Raw genomic sequence first — 19,319 nt, 5'->3', positions numbered from 1 at the left:
TTGCGTCAGCAAAACAGCGGAAAGGCATTGTCATGAGCGATCATCGTATCGTCGTTGTCGGCGGCGGTTTCGGCGGGCTACAATTCGTCAACGGGCTCAAGGGTACGGGGGCAAGGATCACACTTGTCGATCGTCGTAACCACCATCTCTTCCAGCCGCTGCTTTATCAGGTCGCCACGACGATCCTGTCGACATCGGAGATCGCCTGGCCGATCCGTCATCTTTACAACGACAGGCCGGACGTTACGACGCTGCTCGGCGAAGTCACCGGCGTCGACACCTCGACAAAGCACGTGACGTTACGCGGCGGAATGACGTTAAGTTACGATACGCTTGTTCTGGCCACCGGCGCAACGCATGCCTATTTCGGGCGCGACGAGTGGGCAGCCGTCGCACCAGGGCTGAAAACGCTGGAGGACGCAACGACGATCCGCCGCCGCGTGCTGCTGGCCTTCGAGCGTGCGGAAACAGAAACCGATCCGGTCGCGCGTGATGCGCTTCTGACCTTCTCAATCGTCGGCGCAGGACCGACCGGGGTCGAACTTGCGGGCATCATCGCCGAGCTGGCGCACAAGACACTGCCACGGGAATTCCGCAACATAGATACGCGCATGGCGAAGGTCGTGTTGATCGAGGCGGGGTCGCGGGTGCTGGCAAGCTTCGCCGAGGAACTTTCGACCTATGCGCAGCAGGCGCTGGAAAAGCTCGGCGTGGAGGTTCATCTCGGCGAATTCGTAACGGACTGCACGGCCGCCGGCGTCAAGGTCGGCGACAAGTTCATCCCCAGCAAGACGATCGTCTGGGCAGCCGGCGTGCAGGCCTCGCCGGCGGCAAAGTGGCTGGATATTCCGGCCGATCGGGCAGGGCGTGCCGTTGTCGAAAAAGACTTGAGCGCCCCGGGATTGCCGGATGTCTTCGTCATTGGCGATACAGCCTCCGTCGTTCAGGACAATGGCAAGCCGGTGCCCGGGATCGCGCCTGCCGCCAAGCAGCAAGGCGCCTACGTCGCAAAAGTCATCCGCGCGCGGCTACAGGCAAAGCCGGCGCCTGGACCTTTCCGGTACTGGCATCAAGGAAGCCTCGCGACGATTGGCAAAAGTGCTGCCATCATCGATTTCGGCAAGATCAAACTGAAAGGTTGGATCGCCTGGTGGATATGGGGCATTGCCCATATCTACTTCCTGATCGGGACGCGCTCACGCTTTTCCGTTGCCTGGAGCTGGCTGTGGATCTATCTCAGCGGTCAGCACAGCGCGCGGCTGATTACCCAGAAGGAAACCATGCGGGAAGAGAATTGAAAGAAAGGCGGCTGGGTAAGCCGCCTTCCCCATTGTCACGCCGCCAGTGAGGCGATGTCGATGACGAAGCGGTAGCGCACGTCGCTCTTGATGACGCGCTCGTAGGCCTGGTTGATGTCCTGGATGGCGATCTTCTCGATTTCGGAGACGATGTTATGCTTGCCGCAGAAGTCGAGCATTTCCTGCGTTTCCTTGATCGAGCCGATCATAGAACCCGAAAGGCTCTTGCGGCCGCCGATGACGGAGAAGGCGTGGACAGGAACGGCATGTTCCGGAACGCCGACAAGCACCATGGAACCGTCGAACTTCAGCAGATTGAGGTAGGCGTTCCAGTCGATCGCCGTGCCGACCGTGTTGATGATCAGGTCGAAGGTGCCGGCGAGCTTCTTGAAGGTCTCGGCATCGTTGGTGGCATAATAGTCCTTGGCGCCGAGCTTCAGGCCGTCTTCCTTCTTCGACAGCGTCTGGCTGAGCACGGTGATGTCCGCGCCCATGGCGGCGCCGAGTTTGACGCCCATGTGGCCGAGGCCGCCCATGCCGACGATTGCGACCTTCTTGCCCGGACCGGCCTTCCAGTGACGAAGCGGCGAATAGAGCGTGATGCCGGCGCAAAGTAGCGGCGCGCCGGCATCAAGGGGGATGTTGTCCGGGAAGGAGAGGACATAGCCTTCCTTGACGACGATCGAGTCGGAATAGCCACCATAGGTCGGCGTTTCGCCATCTGCTTCGACGTCGTTGTAGGTCTGGGTGAGACCCGGCAAGAAATGCTCGTAATCGAGATCGCGTGTGGCACAGCCGATGCAGGAATTGACGAAGCAGCCGACGCCGACGCGGTCGCCGACCTTGAACTTCGTGACCTTCGAGCCGACAGAGGAAACCACACCGGCAACTTCATGGCCCGGCACCATCGGGTAACGCGAATTGCCCCATTCGTTGCGGGCCTGGTGGATATCGGAATGGCAGACGCCGCAATATCGGACGGAAATGACGACGTCATCGTCATTCGGTTCACGGCGTTCGAAGGTGAAGGGCGTCAGCGGTTTTGACGCGTCAGTGGCGGCATAGCCTTTTGCAATAGCCATCTGAATCTTCCTTTGATTTGAGGAATTGGACGGCCGGACAATGCATCGAAAATGCAAAGAGGCGTTAGAGCGATCCTGCGAGCTTTTTGCACGATCCTGCAAATCCGCTACCCGCCGGCAGAATCCTATTGGCGGCAGTTGCAGGTCCGGCTTTTAGCCAGGTGTGCTGCGCAGTGCCACTGGCTGGACACGCGCGGGTGAAATACGTCGTCACGCAGATTGTCCCAATCCCAATGCTTCGCCAGTGTTTGCCCGACACCCGGCGGGACCGAAGCATTGCACGATCGTTGGGTGCTGTTGCTCTCAACCGTTTCTTGAACCGGCCAAAGCAGAACTCGCAATCTCTTTCGTTGTTGCCTCATCCAGTGGCCGGGTGCCGGCCGATCATGTGCCTTCTCGGCGATGCAATCGTTGCATTCCACAATTTACGCATCGCCGCTGAAAGATGCGGTCATATCCAGCGGGTTTGTCTACTACGCAGGCCTCCTTCGCAGTCGGGTTTCAAATGACTGTCAGGATCGGCCAAAAGCAGAAGCAAATCTTCCTCTTCAGCTCAGTGGCTCGCCAATTTCTATGGCGTGCCCATCCGGATCGTAAAAACGAAAGACCCGCTGTCCCCACGCCTGTCTTTCTACGGGGTGGATCAACTCCACATGCGGCGCGATCTTGCTAAATGCGGCATCGACATCGCCATCTTCGAAATACAAAAGCCAGTTTCTTCTCCCATATGATTGGTCAGCGTCGAGCGTTTGGCGCCAGATCGTATGTTCAAGCGATCGTCCCTCATGGACTGCAAAACCTGACTCGAAAAGGACGAAATTTCCGGCATCCTCTATTATTTTCAGGCCGAGCAGCTTGTTGTAGAATTCCTTCGAGCGGTTTATGTCGCGAACGAAAGGAATGGGATTGATAAAACGCATCATTTTCCTCTCGAGAGGCTCGATTTCATTGTCGCAGGATTCTGACCAGCGCGCCAATTGGGCACGAGGCTCTTGCCGCTTGGCAAATTAGGACGTTTCGCGAATGCCGCAACTGCGAGTACTGCCGCGTAGCTGCAGCCAGCGATCCATTGCCGCAATGGCGACAACGCCTTTGCTTCTGAGATCTGAAAGTGCGACTTCGGGTTTGTAGGATGCTGCCGTGAAGCTTAAATAAAGACCTGCGCCACCCCAGAACGAGTTATCCATGACATTGCCCTTCAACCCTTATCAGGAAATCGCTTCCATCGCGGCGCGCCATGCCTCCGGCGAGGGCGAGTTCGCGACGGCCATCGGCAACCTTTTCTTGAGCCGCCGTTCCCAGCCGGCCGGACCCTTTCACTCGGCCTATCGCCCATGCGTCGCTATGGTGCTGCAGGGCGCAAAAAGCGTCAGGCTCGGGACGGAAACCCTGAACTATGGCACCGGCGACTATCTTTTGACGTCACTAGACCTTCCAGTGGCGTGGCGCGTGACTGAGGCAAGCCCGCAGGCGCCCCATCTATGCTTTGCAATGGCGATCGATGCCGAAAGGGTTGCGGCGCTTCTGCGCCGTGTCGATATCCCGCGTCCGGCCGCGCATACCGACGGGCTGCGGGGCATGGCGGTCAACGCCGCGCCGCCGGAACTGCTGGAGGCGGCCGTGCGGCTGGTGCGCCTGCTTGATCGTCCAAACGATATCGCGGCCATGGCACCGCTGATCGAGCAGGAAATCCTCTATCGCGTGCTGACGGGGCCCGTCGGCCCGCATCTCTTGAACATTGCGCTCGCGGAGAGCCAGAGCAACAGGATTGCCCGCGCCGTTTCATGGCTCAGGGAAAATTATGCAAGACCCTTAAGGATCGAAGCGCTCGCCGAGCTTGTTGGCATGAGCGTCTCTTCGTTCCATCATCATTTCAAATCCGTCACCGCGCTGACGCCGGTTCAGTTCCAGAAACAGCTCCGCCTGCACGAGGCGCGTCGCCTGATGCTGATCGAGCGCCTGGATGCCGGAATGGCCGGGCATCGTGTCGGATATCAAAGCCCGTCGCAGTTCAGCCGGGAATACAGCCGTCTCTACGGCATCTCGCCTGCGCGCGACGTCGACGCAGAACGCTTGGCGACCGCTGCCGAATAAAGCGGCCCGTCTACAGAAAATTTGCATCGCCCATCGTCCCCCTCTTGACGGGTGAGGACGTCTGCGCGATAAGCATCCGCGAACCGTACCGTACGGTACGTACTTGGGAGCGCATATCGTGTCTGTCGAAACCTTGGAGCCCAGCGAATTTTCGCCGCGTCAGAACGCCGTTCTGGAGCAGGCGCTGCAGCTCCTTGTCGATGGCGGTGAGAAGGCGCTGACGACATCAGGCGTCGCACGCGCTGCCAACTGCTCCAAGGAAAGCCTCTACAAATGGTTCGGCGACCGCGATGGCCTGCTGTCTGCGATGATCGCCTATCAGGCCAGCAAGGTGCGCACGTTCGAGCGCAATGGCGAACGGCTGACGGCGGTGAGCCTGCATGACCATGTGATCCTTTTTGCACGCGACCTGCTGGAGGTTCTGGCCGGCGATGTCTCGCTGGCGCTGAACAGGCTGGCGATCGGCCAATCGCATCGCGACGGCTCCAAGCTCGGCAAGCTGCTTCTGGAGCGCGGCCGCCGCCAGATCGACCGCCGTGCCATGGCGCTGATCGATGCGGGAAAGAGGGCAGGGTTGCTGCGCTTTTATGATGCTGACGAGGCCTATCACACGCTTTACGGCCTTATCGTCTCTGACCTGCATGTGCGCATGCTGCTCGGCGAGCCGGGTCTTAAGGATACCGCCCGGCAGGCGGAAAGGGCGGTGACTGCTTTCCTCCGGCTCTACGGCACGGAGAAGGTTTTGGCGGAAATGCCGGCGCTGAGCTGAGTTCCGCCGTTCTTCTACCATCAACACGACAAGCAAAGGGAAGGAACTTCAAATGCGCGTCTACTACGATCGTGATGCCGATCTCAACCTCATCAAATCCAAGAAGGTCGCCGTCATCGGCTACGGTTCGCAGGGCCGCGCCCACGCGCTGAACCTGAAGGACAGCGGCGCCGGCAACGTCGTCATCGCGCTCAAGGCCGGTTCGCCAACCGTCAAGAAGGCCGAAGCCGACGGCTTCAAGGTGATGACAGTTGCAGAAGCCGCCAAGTGGGCCGATCTGATGATGATGGCGACACCTGATGAGCTGCAGGCCGACATCTACAAGTCGGAAATCGCTGCCAACATCCGCGATGGTGCGGCGATCGCTTTCGCACACGGCCTCAACGTCCATTTCGGCCTCATCGAGCCGAAAGCTTCGGTTGACGTCGTCATGATCGCGCCGAAGGGCCCTGGCCACACGGTTCGCGGCGAATACCAGAAGGGTGGCGGCGTTCCCTGCCTCGTTGCCGTTCACCAGAACGCGTCCGGCAATGCGCTTGAACTCGCTCTCTCCTACGCCTGCGGCGTCGGTGGAGGCCGCTCGGGCATCATCGAGACCAACTTCCGCGAAGAGTGCGAAACCGACCTCTTCGGCGAACAGGTTGTTCTCTGCGGCGGTCTCGTCGAGCTCATCCGCGCTGGTTTCGAAACGCTGGTCGAAGCCGGCTACGCTCCAGAAATGGCCTATTTCGAGTGCCTCCACGAAGTGAAACTCATCGTCGACCTGATCTATGAAGGCGGTATCGCCAACATGAACTACTCGATCTCGAACACTGCCGAGTGGGGCGAATATGTCACTGGCCCGCGCATTATCACTGAGGAAACCAAGGCCGAGATGAAGCGCGTCCTGAAGGACATCCAGACCGGCAAGTTCACGTCGGAATGGATGCAGGAATATCGCGCCGGCGGCTCGCGCTTCAAGGGCATCCGCCGCGTCAACGACTCGCACCAGATCGAAGAAGTCGGCGCGAAGCTCCGCGGCATGATGCCGTGGATCGGCAAGAACAAGCTTGTCGACAAGAGCGTGAACTAAGCGCGTCTCGACTTTGGAATTGGAGGGGCCGTGGCGGAAGCTTCGGCCCCTTTCATTTTCGTGCTCGCAGGTGAAGCCAGCGCGTCGGCTTGTTGTCGTAGCCGCTGCCATCGGCTTCATCAACGCCGATGTTTCGCCAGCCGCCGGTCGTCAGCAATTCGCAGAGCCAGGCCGCGGAAAGGTAGTTGTAATACCGGCCGAAGCCGTCGTGACCCTCTGCCGTTCCAGCCTTGAAGCTTGCATAAAACACGCCGCCATCCTTCAGCGCCTCTCGGATACGGGCCAGCACGGTGGGCAAGTCCTTTCGCGGCACATGCAGCAGACTGGCCTCGGCCCAGACGCCGTCGAACTCGTTCTTGGCTTCCAGCTCCTCGAAGCGCATCACTTTCACGGGCTTGCCGGTCATTTTTTCAGCTTGCTTGGCAAGTTCCGCCGAGCCATCCGTCGCCATCACGTCGAAGCCTTTGGAGAGCATGTAGGCGCTATCATGTCCACCGCCACAACCAAGTTCGAGGACGCGGGCGTCGGAAGATAGGGCAGAGAGAAATGCGTCGAGCCGCAACTTCGGCAGCTTGCGGTTCCGCGAGGCATAGGCCTCGGCATTTTCGTCATAAAATGAGTGCGTCATAAAGCTCTCTCGAAGGGTAATCCCTCGTTCTTGACGGGGCTCTGTCGTAGAATTCACGCGGCCATTTTCCGTTTCTGTGCGGGCGTGATGCCGCCGAGGCCCATGTTGGGCCATCGGACGTCCAAACGGGTCGTTTCTGTCGCGGTAATTCGCTGGGTTTGACCTCCTGAAGATCTGCGAAAACCGTTCAATCCCGGCAATGGCATCAGCAATTGGCCTTTTCCTTTCGGGATAAACATGGTGGCAGACACACTTGAGAACGAGATCTGACATTTCACAGATAAGGTCGACGTTGCCAAATTTACCTCTGCTTTATCGATAGCCAGAGGGTAAGAATAGGGCATGGAATGGCAAGAGTCGCTCGATTTCCTTTGCCTCGCCATTCCGGTGCTTGCAGGTTTCGAATAAAAGACCTCAAACTTGTCACGATAACAAGAAAATAGGTCAGTAATATTGACATAAATACCGCGGCGTGATCTGGTTGCGGCTATAGAAAATATGAGGAAATGCCCATGTTGAATTGGGAGAATATGTTTGCGACGCGTTCGTCGCGCATGCGTGCATCGGAAATCCGCGAGCTGCTGAAGCTTCTCGATCAGCCGGATATCATTTCGTTTGCCGGCGGCATTCCCGATCCGGCGTTGTTTCCCGACAAGGAATTCCAGACGGCCTATGCCGATATTTTCAAGAGTGCGGCGGTCAGCTCGGCGTTGCAGTATTCGGTGAGCGAAGGTTACAAGCCGCTGCGTCAATGGCTGGTGAACCAGATGGCGGCCCTCGATATCCCGTGCGATCTCGACAATGTCTTCATCGTTTCGGGTTCGCAGCAGGGCCTCGATTATCTTGGCAAGCTCTTCCTGTCGCCGAACGATACGGCGCTCGTCACCTGGCCGACCTATCTAGGCGCGTTGCAGGCCTTCAACGCATACGAGCCGTCTTACGATCAATTGACGCCGAACGGCAACCGCACGCCGGATTCCTACCGCGCCACCGCCGCTCAAAATGGCGGCAAGGTGAAGTTCGCCTATCTCTCGGCAGACTTCTCGAATCCGACCGGCGAGACCGTCGATCGCGCTGGCCGTGAAAAGGTGCTCGAACTTGCAGAAGACCTCGATATCGCCGTCATCGAAGATGCCGCCTATCAGTCGCTGCGCTATGATGGCGAGCCGATCCCGCCGATCCTGGCCTTGGAGATCGGCAAGAAGGGGCATATCGACAACACGCGCACGATCTATTGCGGCAGCTTCTCGAAGACGCTGGCGCCTGGTCTTCGGGTCGGTTTCGTCGTCGCCAACGCGCCGGTAATCCGCAAGCTGGTGCTGATGAAGCAGGCCGCGGATCTGCATTCCTCGACGATCAACCAGATGGCGATCACCCAGGTCGCCGAGCGCGGCTTCGATGCGCAGGTCGCAAAGATCAAGCTGGCTTACAGCCACCGCCGCGACGCGATGCTGGCCGCACTTGCCAAACATATGCCGGCCGGTATCACCTGGACGAAGCCGGAAGGCGGCATGTTCATCTGGATCACGCTGCCGAAAGGCATGGACGGTGCGGTGCTGCTCGCAAAATCGATCGAGACCGCCAAGGTGGCCTTCGTTCCCGGCAGGGCCTTCTTTGCCGACGGCTCGGGCGAAAACACGATCCGCGTCAGTTTCTCTTGCGCCAACGACGTCATGATCGAGGAAGGTATCGGCCGACTCGGCAAGCTGATTACAAAGGAAATCGGCGGCTGAACGCCGCCGATCCCTTGGAAGCCTATTTCTTGAGGTGCGGGGCGAACAATTCCATGTCCGCCTCGCTAAGACGGTCGCTCGCCGTATTGAGCTGGTGCCAGTAGGGATAGATCACCGGCGGCAGGCTGACGTCGTCGAGACGCCCGCGCTCCTCCTCGGTCAGCTTAAGTTCGGCAGCGGCGAGATTGTCCTTGAATTGCGCTTCGGTGCGTCCGCCGATGATGACCGAGGTCACGGCCTTGCGACCGATCAGCCAGGCAAGCGCCACCTGCGCGGCCGATACGCCACGGTTTTCGGCGATCTCAACCAGCGTCTCGACGATATTCCAGAGGCGATTCTCGTCGCGGATTGGTGGCTCGGTCCATCCGGCGAACTGGCGGGTGCCTTCGGGAGCGGCCTGATTGCGGCGATGCTTGCCGGAGAGCAGACCGCCCGCCAGCGGACTCCAGACGAGAACTCCGATCCCCTGATCGATGCTGACCGGCAGCAGCTCGTATTCGGCGTCGCGGGCCTCCAGCGTATAGTGGATCTGCTGGCTGACAAAACGCTGGCGCTTGTCCCTTTCACTAATGCCGAGCGCTTTCATGATGTGCCAGCCTGAGAAGTTCGAGCAGCCGACATAGCGGACCTTGCCCTGAGACACGAGCGTATCGAGGGCCTCCATCGTTTCTTCGAGCGGCGTCTGGCCGTCCCATTCGTGAAGCTGATAGAGGTCGATGACGTCGGTCTTCATGCGCTTGAGGCTCGCCTCGCAGGCCGCGATCAGGTGCTGGCGCGACGAGCCCGCATCGTTCGGGCCGTCGCCCATCGGGAAGCGCGCCTTAGTCGCGATCAGCACGCCATTCTTGCGCTTTCCGCCGAGAACTTCGCCTAGAATTTCCTCCGAAACGCCGGCCGAATACACATCGGCGGTGTCGATCAGATTGACGCCCGCATCAAGACACAGATCGACAAGGTGGCGGGCTTCGGAAATGCCGAGATCGCCGACCATCTTCGCCCAGCCCTTGCCGCCGAAGGTCATCGTGCCCATCGTCACGGTCGAAATCTTGAGGCCCGACCGGCCAAGTAGACGATATTCCATTCCCATCTCCCCAACTCAAAATCAAAAATCTAAACTCGGGCTAGAAATAGCGGGGTGCCGTCACGTTCAAGTGCGACTCGCCCCAGTATTCGCAAAGCCCCATCGCCGACTGTCACAATCATGTTATTCGGTCTCTCTATGGAACCGTCATGTTCATCATGAGGGAATTGCCATGAAGAAGCTCTCCATCTTTACCGCATTGCTGGCTGCCGGTCTCGTTTCCGTTTCGGCTGAGGCTGCCAATCTCGTGCTTTATACCAGCCAGCCGAACGAGGACGCGCAGGCCACTGTCGATAGCTTCATGGCCGCAAATCCGGACGTCAATGTCGACTGGGTCCGCGACGGCACGCCGAAGATCATGGCGAAATTGCAAGCCGAGATCGAAGCCGGCAACCCGGTTGCCGACGTGCTGCTGATTGCCGATACGGTGACGCTGGAGCGCCTCAAGGACGCCGGCAAGCTGCTTGCCTACAGGTCACCGGAAGCCGCAAACTATGACGCCAATCTCTACGATGCAGACGGCTACTACTATTCCACCAAGCTGATCACCACCGGCATCATGTACAACACCTCGGCCTCGATGAAGCCGGCGAGCTGGGAGGATCTGGCGAAGCCTGAAGCCAAGGGCCTCGTTGCCATGCCAAGCCCGTTGACCTCGGGTGCCGCGCTCATTCACGCCCAGACGCTGGCTGCAGTCGATGGCCTCGGCTGGGACTACTTCAAGGCGCTTGCCGCAAATGGCGCCACGGCTGCCGGCGGCAACGGTGCTGTCCTGAAGTCGGTCGCCTCGGGCGAAAAGGCCTATGGCATGGTCGTCGACTATATGCCGATCCGCGAGAAGGCTAAGGGTGCACCTGTCGAGTTCGTCTTCCCGCAAGAGGGTGTCTCGGCCGTGACCGAGCCGGTCGGCATTCTGGCAAGCACCGACAACGCCGAAGCGGCGAAAAAATTCGTTGATTATGTGCTTTCCGAAAAGGGTCAGGAAGGCTTCCTGAAGCTCGGCTATATTCCGGCGCGCAACGGTATGAAGCTACCCGAAGGATTCCCGGCACGCGACAGCATCAAGGTGCTGCCGATCAAGGCCGACGAAGCGCTGAAGAATACCGATCAGGATCTGAAGACCTTCTCGGGCATCTACGGATCGAATTGATCATAACCGGATACTCGATGCAGGGATATGTTCGTGCGGGAAGCAGCCAGCCGGCCTGGCTGTTTCCCTTCATCATTCTGGTGGTTCTGATCCTCAGCGTACTGCCGCTGGCGCGGCTGGCGGCTGCAGGCATTGCCGCGTTGGCAAATGGCGGCGTGTCTGCCGTTCTTGCCGATCCCGCACTCTGGTCGGCCACCTATTACACGATCGTCACCGCCATGCTCGGCACGGTGATTTCACTCGTCATCGGCTGCGCCTTCGCGTTTGTGCTGGCATTGACGGATATTCGGGGGAAGGGGCAGTTGAGTTTTCTCTTCGTACTGCCGATGATGATCCCGCCGCAGGTGACGGCTCTTGCCTGGGTGCAGATGTCTGGTCCGTCGAGCCCGCTCCTCAAAGCGCTGCAGATCGCGCCGCCGCTCGGCTCCCCGCAGCCGCTTTACTCGGTCGGCGGCATTGCGCTGCTCTATGGCGTGCAGCACGCGCCGCTCGTCTACCTGGCCTTGAGAGCCGGGCTGATGGCGCTGCCGGGTGAGGGCGTCGAGGCCGCGCGGCTTTCCGGCGCATCCAGCTTTCGTGTCTTTCACGATATCGTTCTGCCCATGTCACTGCCCGGCGTCATCGCAGGCGCGGCGCTCTCGTTTGTCTCCTGCACCGGCAATTTCGGCATCCCAGCGATCCTCGGCATTCCTTCCTCGATCTACACCTTACCGACGCTGATCTTCTCGAAATTCTCGGCATTCACCAGCCGCACTTTTGGCGAAGTCGCGCTGCTGTCGGCGATCATCGCGATTATCTCCGTCACCGGGCTGGCGATTCAGAATCGGGCCTTGCGCGGGCGAGACTACCGCCTGCTTGGCTTTTCGGGTGCGAGAGCCACCTTCCAACTTGGTGGCTGGAAATATCTGTTCGCGCCGCTGCTTTGGCTCATCTTGTTCTTCATGCTGGCAGCACCGTTCTTCGCGCTGCTCGCCGGCGCGCTAGTGCCGGCCTATGGCGTGCCGCTGACCTTCAAGACCATATCCCTCAACGCCTTTCATGAAATCCTCTTTCACCAGGCGGTGACACGAACGGCCTTCGTCAATTCGCTCTCGCTTGCGGCCGGAACGGCGACATGTCTCGTCCTGGTGACTGTTTTGGCAGCCTACGCGTTGACGCGGCGCAGGGACGCAATTTCGCGCGCCGTCTCCAGTTTGATCGAGATACCCTATTCGCTGCCGGGCATAGTCATTGGCGTTTGCTTCATCCTCGTCTTTGCCTCGCCGCTGCCGGTTCTCAACGTCACGCTTTACGGCACGATCTGGATCATCCTGATTGCTTACCTCTCCAGCTTCTTTGCCGTAAGCCTGAAGCCTCTCGTCAGCGCGTTCCATCAGCTCGATCCGGCGCTGGAGGAGGCAGCGCGGCTTTCGGGCGCCGGCTTCTTGCGTCGGTTGAGGGATATCATCGTGCCGCTGATTGCACCTGCGGCCGGCGCTTCGGTCATCGTCGTCTTTCTAATTGCCTGCAACGAACTGACGATTTCGGCGCTGCTCTGGTCTGCAGGCACCCAGACGCTTGGGGTGGCGATCTACAATCTCGATGACAGCGGAAGTTCAGATCTGGCATCTGCGCTTTCCGTGCTTATCGTCCTGATGGTCATCGCCCTGATGCTGCTTTTGGAATTGATGGCAAAGCGGCTGCCCAAGGGAGTGGTGCCATGGCGAAGCTGATCCTCAATCATGTCGGTAAGGACTTCGGCACTGGAAAACCAGCGGTGAGCGCGCTTTCACTCGACGTGCGCGAAGGCGGATTCCTGGCGCTGCTCGGTCCCTCCGGCTGCGGCAAGACGACGGTGCTGCGAATGATTGCAGGTTTCGAGACGCCCACCGACGGCTCGATCCATCTCGGCGAGCGGCTGCTTGCCGACGCATCGCAATCCCTGCCGCCCGAACGGCGCAACATGGCGATGGTCTTCCAGTCCTACGCGCTATGGCCGCATATGAATGTCGCCGATAATGTCGGCTATCCGCTGAAGGTGCGCGCCATTGTGGGCGAAGCCTATCGCCGGAGGGTTCGGGACGCGCTTTCGACCGTGCGGCTTGTGGAATACGCCGAGCGGCGCCCGGCCGACCTCTCCGGTGGCCAGCGCCAGCGTGTGGCTCTGGCGCGTTGCTTGGTCACATCGCCAGATGTGGTTCTGCTCGACGAGCCGCTCGCCAATCTCGACCGGCACCTGAAGCAGGAGATGGAAGAGAGTTTCCGCGAGTTTCATCAGCGTTCCGGCGCCACCATGATCTATGTGACGCATGACCAGAGCGAGGCCATGGCGCTTGCAACGGACGTCGCGGTGATGTCGGAGGGCCACCTGCTGCAGGTCGCGCCTCCTGCCGAGATTTATGCACGCCCCGAAGGCCGGATGGTCGGCGGACTGATCGGGCGAGGGGCGATCCTGACTACGCGGTCCCCATGCGGTGACAAGCGAAATTTCGACTGGAATGCGCTGCAAGCCATCATTGCAGATCAACCGGGCGAGGGGCCGCGCATCGATATGCTCGTGCGTCCCGAAGACGTCCTCCTCGGCGGCGAGGGCATTGCGGCCACGGTGGAATCGGTTCTCTATGAAGGCGAGCGTTATGCGCTGAAACTTACCCTGGCGGACGGCCAGATGCTGCGCGCCTTCAGCAGCACGGCGGTGCAGGCGGGCGATGCGGTGAAGATTGTGATCCGCTCGGCATGGCGGCTCTGATTTCCGTCTCACAGCCTTCCCGAATGCCGCTTTCGTCTCTACAAATGACTGAACGACCAACCGGAAATGTTCGATGTCGCTTCGCATTGCCACATTTAACGTCGAAAACCTGATGACGCGTTTCGATTTCACCGGTTTTCGCAATCAACTGCGCCAGGACCGCGTCATCAAGCTTTTTGAGATCCAGAGCGAAGGCCTCTACCAGCAGCTCGAGCAGGCGCGCGTCGTCGCCTCGACCGACGATACACGTCAGATGACGGCGCTTGCGATCGCCGATGCCGATGCGGACATTCTCTGCCTGCAGGAGATCGACAGCATGGAGGCGCTGCAGGCCTTCGAGTACGGCTATCTTTTCCGGATGGTGGGAACCGGTTACCGGCAGAAGTATCTCGTCAAGGGTAATGACAGCCGGGGCATCGATGTCGCGGTCCTCATGCGCGAGGAAACGCACGACGGCCAGAAAATCGAGCTGAAGGAGATCAAGAGCCACGCGATGCTCACCTACCGCGATCTCGATTTGTTCAACGATCAATTGGCGCTCATCAATCGCATCGACGACAAGATCTTCAAGCGCGATTGCCTGGAACTCGATCTCGCGATCGGCGGAGTGCCGCTGACCATTTATGTCGTGCATTTCAAGTCGATGGATGGGCCGCGCACCAATGGTGTCCCCAGCCGGCAGGCGACGATGCCCGTCCGTCGGGCGGAGGCGCTGGCCGTGCGCCGGATTGTCGAGAGCCGATTCGGCACCGGACATACCGCCGGGAAGAATTTCGTGATCTGCGGCGACATGAACGACTACCAGGAGCGCGTGAACGTCATAGGCGTGCGTCGCAGCGGATACCGTTTCGAACACACCGACGAGTCCGAAAGCGCGCTCGATGTGTTCAGCCATGACGGCTTTGCCGAGAATGTCGCGCGCCGCCGCGATCCGCTAGACCGCTGGACGCTCTATCACGCGCGGGGACCGGAAGAACAGTGGCTTTGCCAGCTCGACTACCTCTGGCTCTCACCGGCGCTTGCTAAAGCAAATATCGGCCGGGTGCCGGAAATCATCCGCAACGGCCAGCCCTTCCGCACCATCTTTCCGCCCGGCCAGGAAGTCCAGCGCTATCCACGCACCGGTTGGGATCGGCCGAAAGCCTCCGACCATTGCCCCGTCGTCATGACACTGGATTTGACATGAGTTTTGCATTCTCTGATGATTTTAGCGGCTGGCCGCCGGAGAAATCCGTTTTTCCTGTCGCCTCCATCGACCTTCGCGTGCTGGCGGGCGAGCATCCGTATCATCTGCAGAATGCAGCGCTCGCGGGCGAGAACTGGAAGCGCGAGATATCGGCCAAGCCGGAGCTTTTCGATGGTCGTATGGTGTTTCAGCATCAGCTTGCCCTGAATGATGGCGGTATATCTGGGAGGGGCCACATCATTCCATTTTCCACTTTTCTGTGGTGGCGCAAGCAGGCAGAGCGCCGCGGCGGCATCCATCTTTTTGCCTTTGGCATCATGATTTCGTCAGATGGCGCGATCATCGCGGTGCGCATGGGCGCGCACACGGCAAATGCCGGTCAGGTCTATTGCGCTGCCGGCTCCCTGGACCTCGACGATATCACCGGCGGCCGTTGCGACGTCGAGAGCAATATGCGGCGCGAGGTGCTCGAGGAGACGGGCATGGACCTTGGTGATGCAGCACCGGATACCACTTACTATGCCAGCCATTTCCGGCGCACGGTCACCGTGTTCCGGCTGTTCCGTTTCGCGCTCGCGGCGGACGAAATGATCGACCGCATCGCAGCCCATATGCTCGTTGCCGAGGACAAGGAAATAGCCGGAGCAGTTGCGATTCGTTCTGCTGATCACTCCGCCCATCCCTATAACGTCGCCATGCTTCCGATCATCGATTGGTATTTCGCTAATACAAAGGATGGCTAATATCTTGCACTCGTTTCGCCGGTCGGGCAGGTTGCAGGTTCGATGACCGATTAAGGAGGCCGATGTGGCGCGCAGCTACAGCGTCTATGACGTGTTCACCGACCGCAAACTCGCCGGAAATCCGCTGGCCGTCATCTTCGACGGTGCCGATCTGAGCGAGGAGGCGATGCAATCTATCGCTCGCGAGATTAATCTCTCCGAGACCGTCTTCGTACGTCCCTCAACAAATCCAGCCTATACAGCCAAGCTCAGGATTTTTACGCCAGGCCGCGAATTGCCCTTTGCCGGTCACCCGACCGTCGGCACGGCGATTGCTCTTGCCGAAGAGGCGCACGGGCGCGACATGACGCTCGACCTGGTCTCGGTACTGGAGGAAAATGTCGGGCCGGTGCGCTGCGCGGTCCGGCTGCGCAGGGGCGAGGTGAGTTTTGCCGAATTCGATCTTCCGCGGAAATCGCAGCAGATCAACATGCCGCTCGAAAAGCTCGGAATCGCCGATGCGCTGTCGCTCAAGGTGACGGAGATCGGATTCGAGAATCATGTGCCCTCGATCTGGAGCGCCGGAGTACCTTTCCTGCTGGTGCCGGTCCACGATGTCGGAGTTGCAAAACGACTGGAATTCGATCCGCAGCTCTTTGAAAAGACCGTGCCCTTCGTCGACGGTTCGCTGGCCTCGGCCTATATCTACTGCCGCGCCGGCGTGAACCATTCGGCGAAATTCCACGCGCGCATGTTTGCATGCGACATGGGGGTATCCGAGGATCCCGCAACCGGCTCCGCCGTCGCGGCACTTTCGGGAGCAATCCACCATTTTGACAGGCTGCCGGACGGCCATCATCCGATCACGATTGAACAAGGGGTAGAGATGGGGCGGCCATCATTCATCCACCTGCATGTCGACGTCGAGGCCGGCACCATCTCCAATGCCCGGATCGGCGGGCAGGCGGTGCGCCTTGCCACGGGTACGCTCGACCTTTGATTTCATTCCCATTTCAGCCATGAAGAAAAATCTTCGAAATTAATCAAAGAATTTCCCGCTGGGCGCTGGACAAGCCCTGCGATCCTGTTTATACGCCCCGTCACACCGCGCAGCCAAGCGCGAACGGGTGATTAGCTCAGTTGGTAGAGCAGCTGACTCTTAATCAGCGGGTCGTAGGTTCGAGCCCTACATCACCCACCAGCCATCTTCTGCGATGCCACGGACCGCCACCTTTCTGGAACAATCGAAGCACGAGGCGGTCGATGCGTGCGGGCCACATCCAGCCAGCTTGTCACGCCCGTCGCGAGTCACTGCGTTAGCTGTTGTGGCCTCAGATCTGTCTCAAGGGTCTCGTCGGACGGACGCGGTGCCCTATTCATATCGACCGGCTGCTCGAGGATCGTAACGGGAGCGGCGACGGCAGTGGCCGCAACTGCGCCGATGTTAGTCACTGTTCCGCCGACGACAGCCGTAATGCCCTGGCTGAGCGTGACTTTTGAATCAGTAAGCATCTGGCCTGTCATCAGTCGCTGGCCAATGAGTTGGACGATCTCCGGGCTCTCGGCGAACTTACCGTGGTTTAGGCGATCCCCGGTCTTCACCTTCGTCAGGTCGATGGCAGTTATGCCGGCCCTTTCCAGCTTAGAGCGGTAGGGCTCCTCGACCGGGTTGATGGCGCCTAGCCGTGACACCCGTCCTGTGATGAAGCTCGAAACAGCAAGGGCTCTGTCGTCCTGGGAGACGAAGATCGTGAACTTCGGCCGGGGTTCGCCCATCTCGACATACTGCTTGGCGAAGACCTGGATATCGATGTCGGGCGAAGCAAGAATGACATTGTTGATCTTTGAATTTACATGCCCGTCGCGGATGCCCATCTGCCGCAGCGACTCCATTGCTAGCCATGTGCCCATGGAATGCGCCAGGATAGTGATGCTCTTGACGTTCTGGTCGGCGGCCAGTGTGCGAAGTGCCTGCTCCAATGCTGTGCGCGAATAGTTCGTGCTTTCCTTGTCATATTGATAGGCGGTGATCTCGGCTCGCGACGGCCAGGTGAACAGCACCGGTGTCGCCCGCACCTTGCTATCATGCACGATCTGGGCAAACCGAAAGACCGAATCCTCGTACGTGTTGTTGAAGCCGTGGATGAATACGAGCGCATGCCCGCCCTTCACATGCTGTCGGAACCAAGCCCGGCCCTCGGCGACGGTGGCGATCTGCTGAACCTTCGTCACGGCGAAGTCAGTTGCCGGATCGGGCGGGAGGCGCTGCGGCCACTGCACGGTCCCAGCGTCGCGCTTGGGCGGGATCGAGACTGAAATCTGGGTGAGGCGCGGCTTCGAGCTTCTTTCGCCGCTGAAGAGGGTCGCAGGGTCTCCGGATAGCTCGCGTGTCGTTGCCACGAGCATGTCGACCTTCGTCGTGGGTGGCGACGACGCCGAAATGGCGACAGGCGTCAAAACCCCGGTTGGGTGCCCGCAACCGGATAGAACCAACAATATGATTGCAGCACGTCGTTTAGTCATCCAACGAGTTCCAATAGCACCCCCATCACGGAGAATGCTATCATTTGCGGCTATCCGTCCCGGTAGTATCACGTAGCATCTATTCATCGCTGACTGGCGGTTGCCACCGCAGCTTGTCGCAACCGCGATCACCGCTTCAGGTCGTGGGTGATCAGAGGCGTGAAGTCCCTTGAGCGTCTTGAAGCAACTGCCTCCTTCCTCGGTCGCCTTGCTTGTCCGTCCAAGGTGATCGTACCGGAAAGTCGATCGGATGCCACATAAGTTTCTATACGTCTGGCAAAATCCTTGCCGTAATAGGCGTGGAACCTGTCACCGCTAGATCGTCAATGCCCTCAGCGCCTCCCGGTCCAGTAGCCGGACCGAGCGTTGGAGCTTTCCGTTCAGGCGAATGATGTGTCTGTCGCGGAGCTTGGTGAAGGAGCGGGCGACGGTTTCGATCGTCAGTCCAAGATAGTCGGCGATGTCGCTGCGAGACATCATCATGTCAAATTCAGGTTCTTCGGGGCGGCGTTCGGCCATCTCCTGCACGAAGGCTGCAACCCGTTTCAGGGCGCTCTGTTCCGTCATGACGAGCTGTCTGTCTTGTGCTTTCGCCAGGTTCGTCAGGGCGATATTCAGGAGGTCAATCGAGATGACCGCATCGGGGTCAGCGGGAAACGGCCTTATTCGCGTTTCGCAGACGGCTTCGGCGAAGTCGGTTCGCACATGTCCTTTTTCGAGCCCGAACCATTCGCCCTTGCTGCAGAAGGACAAAATGTGTCTGTGCCCGCTCGCCGTCAGCCGGTAGATTCGGACGGCTCCAGCCTCCACCTGATAGATTGCCAGCGCATGCTCGCCTTCACTGTAGATCGTCTGATCTGCTTCAAGCTTGATGGTCGAATCTTTAGAGGCCCCGCACGGGCCCGCGTGCCGGAGACCGGGGAATGTCAGAAACTTCTGCTTCACGACGACATGGCTCTGAAACATCGCGTTATCCCTTATATGGGCGGGCAGGATACGAAACTGAAGCAGATTCGACTATTCGAAATAGCCCTTACGTACTGCTACGGACGCTTGCGATCATGGATTGGTGTGCGACGCCGTCGCTCCCTGATGAGCTTGATGAGAACGACGCGGCAGCAGATACTGCCTCGGATTCGGAGGTAACGATCCCGTGCGGATCACGGCTATCCTCCAATATTTGAAAGCCTTGGAGAAAGCTCGAGCAGGCCCGGTGCCAGATCCGCAAACGGCCCTGGTCCGCCACGCAAATC

Annotated in this window: 18 protein-coding genes and 1 tRNA gene; 12 read left to right on the top strand and 7 right to left on the bottom strand. The window is 59.4% G+C overall.

What is annotated here, in order from left to right:
• Nucleotides 1–32: 32 nt before the first annotated feature.
• Entirely contained in the window at nt 33–1,298 is a 1,266-nt protein-coding gene (locus tag AM571_RS12510) for an NAD(P)/FAD-dependent oxidoreductase (protein ID WP_074063217.1), read from the top strand.
• Nucleotides 1,299–1,333: 35 nt separating this feature from the next.
• Here the strand turns inward: AM571_RS12510 and AM571_RS12505 are convergent, their stop codons facing one another.
• The 3 genes from AM571_RS12505 to AM571_RS12495 form a co-directional block, all read right to left on the bottom strand.
• Nucleotides 1,334–2,380, bottom strand: coding sequence for an NAD(P)-dependent alcohol dehydrogenase (locus AM571_RS12505; RefSeq protein WP_074061678.1), 1,047 nt, complete (start codon nt 2,378–2,380; stop codon nt 1,334–1,336).
• Nucleotides 2,381–2,928: 548 nt separating this feature from the next.
• On the bottom strand, nt 2,929–3,300 hold the full coding sequence (locus AM571_RS12500) for a VOC family protein (protein WP_074061677.1): 372 nt from the start codon (nt 3,298–3,300) through the stop codon (nt 2,929–2,931).
• Between the two features lie 87 nt (nt 3,301–3,387).
• Complete coding sequence (locus AM571_RS12495) at nt 3,388–3,567, bottom strand: hypothetical protein (protein ID WP_074061676.1); 180 nt, start codon at nt 3,565–3,567, stop codon at nt 3,388–3,390.
• Here AM571_RS12495 and AM571_RS12490 point away from each other — a divergent pair.
• From AM571_RS12490 to ilvC, 3 genes are all read left to right on the top strand, one after another.
• Nucleotides 3,566–4,474 (top strand): AraC family transcriptional regulator, encoded by a 909-nt coding sequence (locus AM571_RS12490; protein WP_074061675.1) that lies wholly within the window; start codon nt 3,566–3,568, stop codon nt 4,472–4,474. The genes AM571_RS12495 and AM571_RS12490 overlap by 2 nt on opposite strands.
• A gap of 103 nt (nt 4,475–4,577) precedes the next feature.
• Nucleotides 4,578–5,243 (top strand): TetR/AcrR family transcriptional regulator, encoded by a 666-nt coding sequence (locus tag AM571_RS12485; protein ID WP_196776278.1) that lies wholly within the window; start codon nt 4,578–4,580, stop codon nt 5,241–5,243.
• 52 nt (nt 5,244–5,295) lie between these two features.
• The gene (ilvC, locus tag AM571_RS12480) at nt 5,296–6,315 is read left to right on the top strand and encodes a ketol-acid reductoisomerase (RefSeq protein ID WP_022714456.1); all 1,020 of its coding nucleotides are present in this window, start codon (nt 5,296–5,298) and stop codon (nt 6,313–6,315) included.
• Between the two features lie 52 nt (nt 6,316–6,367).
• Here the strand turns inward: ilvC and AM571_RS12475 are convergent, their stop codons facing one another.
• Nucleotides 6,368–6,943: a class I SAM-dependent methyltransferase gene (locus tag AM571_RS12475; RefSeq protein ID WP_074061673.1), complete on the bottom strand. Its 576-nt coding sequence runs from the start codon at nt 6,941–6,943 to the stop codon at nt 6,368–6,370.
• Nucleotides 6,944–7,455: 512 nt separating this feature from the next.
• On the opposite strand from AM571_RS12475, the gene AM571_RS12470 reads away from it, so the two are divergent.
• Nucleotides 7,456–8,676: a PLP-dependent aminotransferase family protein gene (locus AM571_RS12470; protein ID WP_074061672.1), complete on the top strand. Its 1,221-nt coding sequence runs from the start codon at nt 7,456–7,458 to the stop codon at nt 8,674–8,676.
• Between the two features lie 22 nt (nt 8,677–8,698).
• On the opposite strand, the gene AM571_RS12465 is transcribed toward AM571_RS12470, so the two are convergent.
• The gene (locus AM571_RS12465) at nt 8,699–9,757 is read right to left on the bottom strand and encodes an aldo/keto reductase (protein ID WP_074061671.1); all 1,059 of its coding nucleotides are present in this window, start codon (nt 9,755–9,757) and stop codon (nt 8,699–8,701) included.
• 172 nt (nt 9,758–9,929) lie between these two features.
• Here AM571_RS12465 and AM571_RS12460 point away from each other — a divergent pair, with 172 nt between their 5' ends.
• The 7 genes from AM571_RS12460 (at nt 9,930) to AM571_RS12430 (ending at nt 16,744) form a co-directional block, all read left to right on the top strand.
• Complete coding sequence (locus AM571_RS12460) at nt 9,930–10,907, top strand: ABC transporter substrate-binding protein (RefSeq protein WP_074061670.1); 978 nt, start codon at nt 9,930–9,932, stop codon at nt 10,905–10,907.
• 17 nt (nt 10,908–10,924) lie between these two features.
• Nucleotides 10,925–12,619 (top strand): ABC transporter permease, encoded by a 1,695-nt coding sequence (locus AM571_RS12455; protein WP_074063216.1) that lies wholly within the window; start codon nt 10,925–10,927, stop codon nt 12,617–12,619.
• Nucleotides 12,607–13,635, top strand: a complete 1,029-nt coding sequence (locus AM571_RS12450) for an ABC transporter ATP-binding protein (protein WP_074061669.1) — start codon at nt 12,607–12,609, stop codon at nt 13,633–13,635. The genes AM571_RS12455 and AM571_RS12450 overlap by 13 nt, the downstream gene beginning before the upstream one ends.
• 73 nt (nt 13,636–13,708) lie before the next feature.
• On the top strand, nt 13,709–14,821 hold the full coding sequence (locus tag AM571_RS12445; protein ID WP_074061668.1) for an endonuclease/exonuclease/phosphatase family protein: 1,113 nt from the start codon (nt 13,709–13,711) through the stop codon (nt 14,819–14,821).
• Nucleotides 14,818–15,564, top strand: a complete 747-nt coding sequence (locus AM571_RS12440; RefSeq protein WP_074061667.1) for a DNA mismatch repair protein MutT — start codon at nt 14,818–14,820, stop codon at nt 15,562–15,564. Before AM571_RS12445 ends, AM571_RS12440 begins: the two co-directional genes overlap by 4 nt.
• Before the next feature lie 64 nt (nt 15,565–15,628).
• Nucleotides 15,629–16,543 carry a PhzF family phenazine biosynthesis protein gene (locus tag AM571_RS12435; RefSeq protein ID WP_074061666.1) on the top strand — a complete coding sequence of 305 codons (915 nt, stop codon included), beginning with the start codon at nt 15,629–15,631 and terminating at the stop codon, nt 16,541–16,543.
• Between the two features lie 125 nt (nt 16,544–16,668).
• Nucleotides 16,669–16,744 (top strand) — tRNA-Lys (locus AM571_RS12430).
• Between the two features lie 107 nt (nt 16,745–16,851).
• On the opposite strand, the gene AM571_RS12425 is transcribed toward AM571_RS12430, so the two are convergent.
• Together AM571_RS12425 and AM571_RS12420 are read right to left on the bottom strand one after the other, a co-directional pair.
• Nucleotides 16,852–18,066, bottom strand: a complete 1,215-nt coding sequence (locus tag AM571_RS12425; protein ID WP_074061665.1) for an alpha/beta hydrolase — start codon at nt 18,064–18,066, stop codon at nt 16,852–16,854.
• Nucleotides 18,067–18,381: 315 nt separating this feature from the next.
• Entirely contained in the window at nt 18,382–19,032 is a 651-nt protein-coding gene (locus tag AM571_RS12420) for a helix-turn-helix domain-containing protein (protein WP_074061664.1), read from the bottom strand.
• Between the last annotated feature and the right edge of the window lie 287 nt (nt 19,033–19,319).

It is taken from the genome of Rhizobium etli 8C-3 (genome assembly GCF_001908375.1).
Lineage (GTDB): Bacteria > Pseudomonadota > Alphaproteobacteria > Rhizobiales > Rhizobiaceae > Rhizobium > Rhizobium etli_B.
Note: the sequence above shows the minus strand (reverse complement) of the source record. Positions and strands in the feature narration are given on the sequence as shown.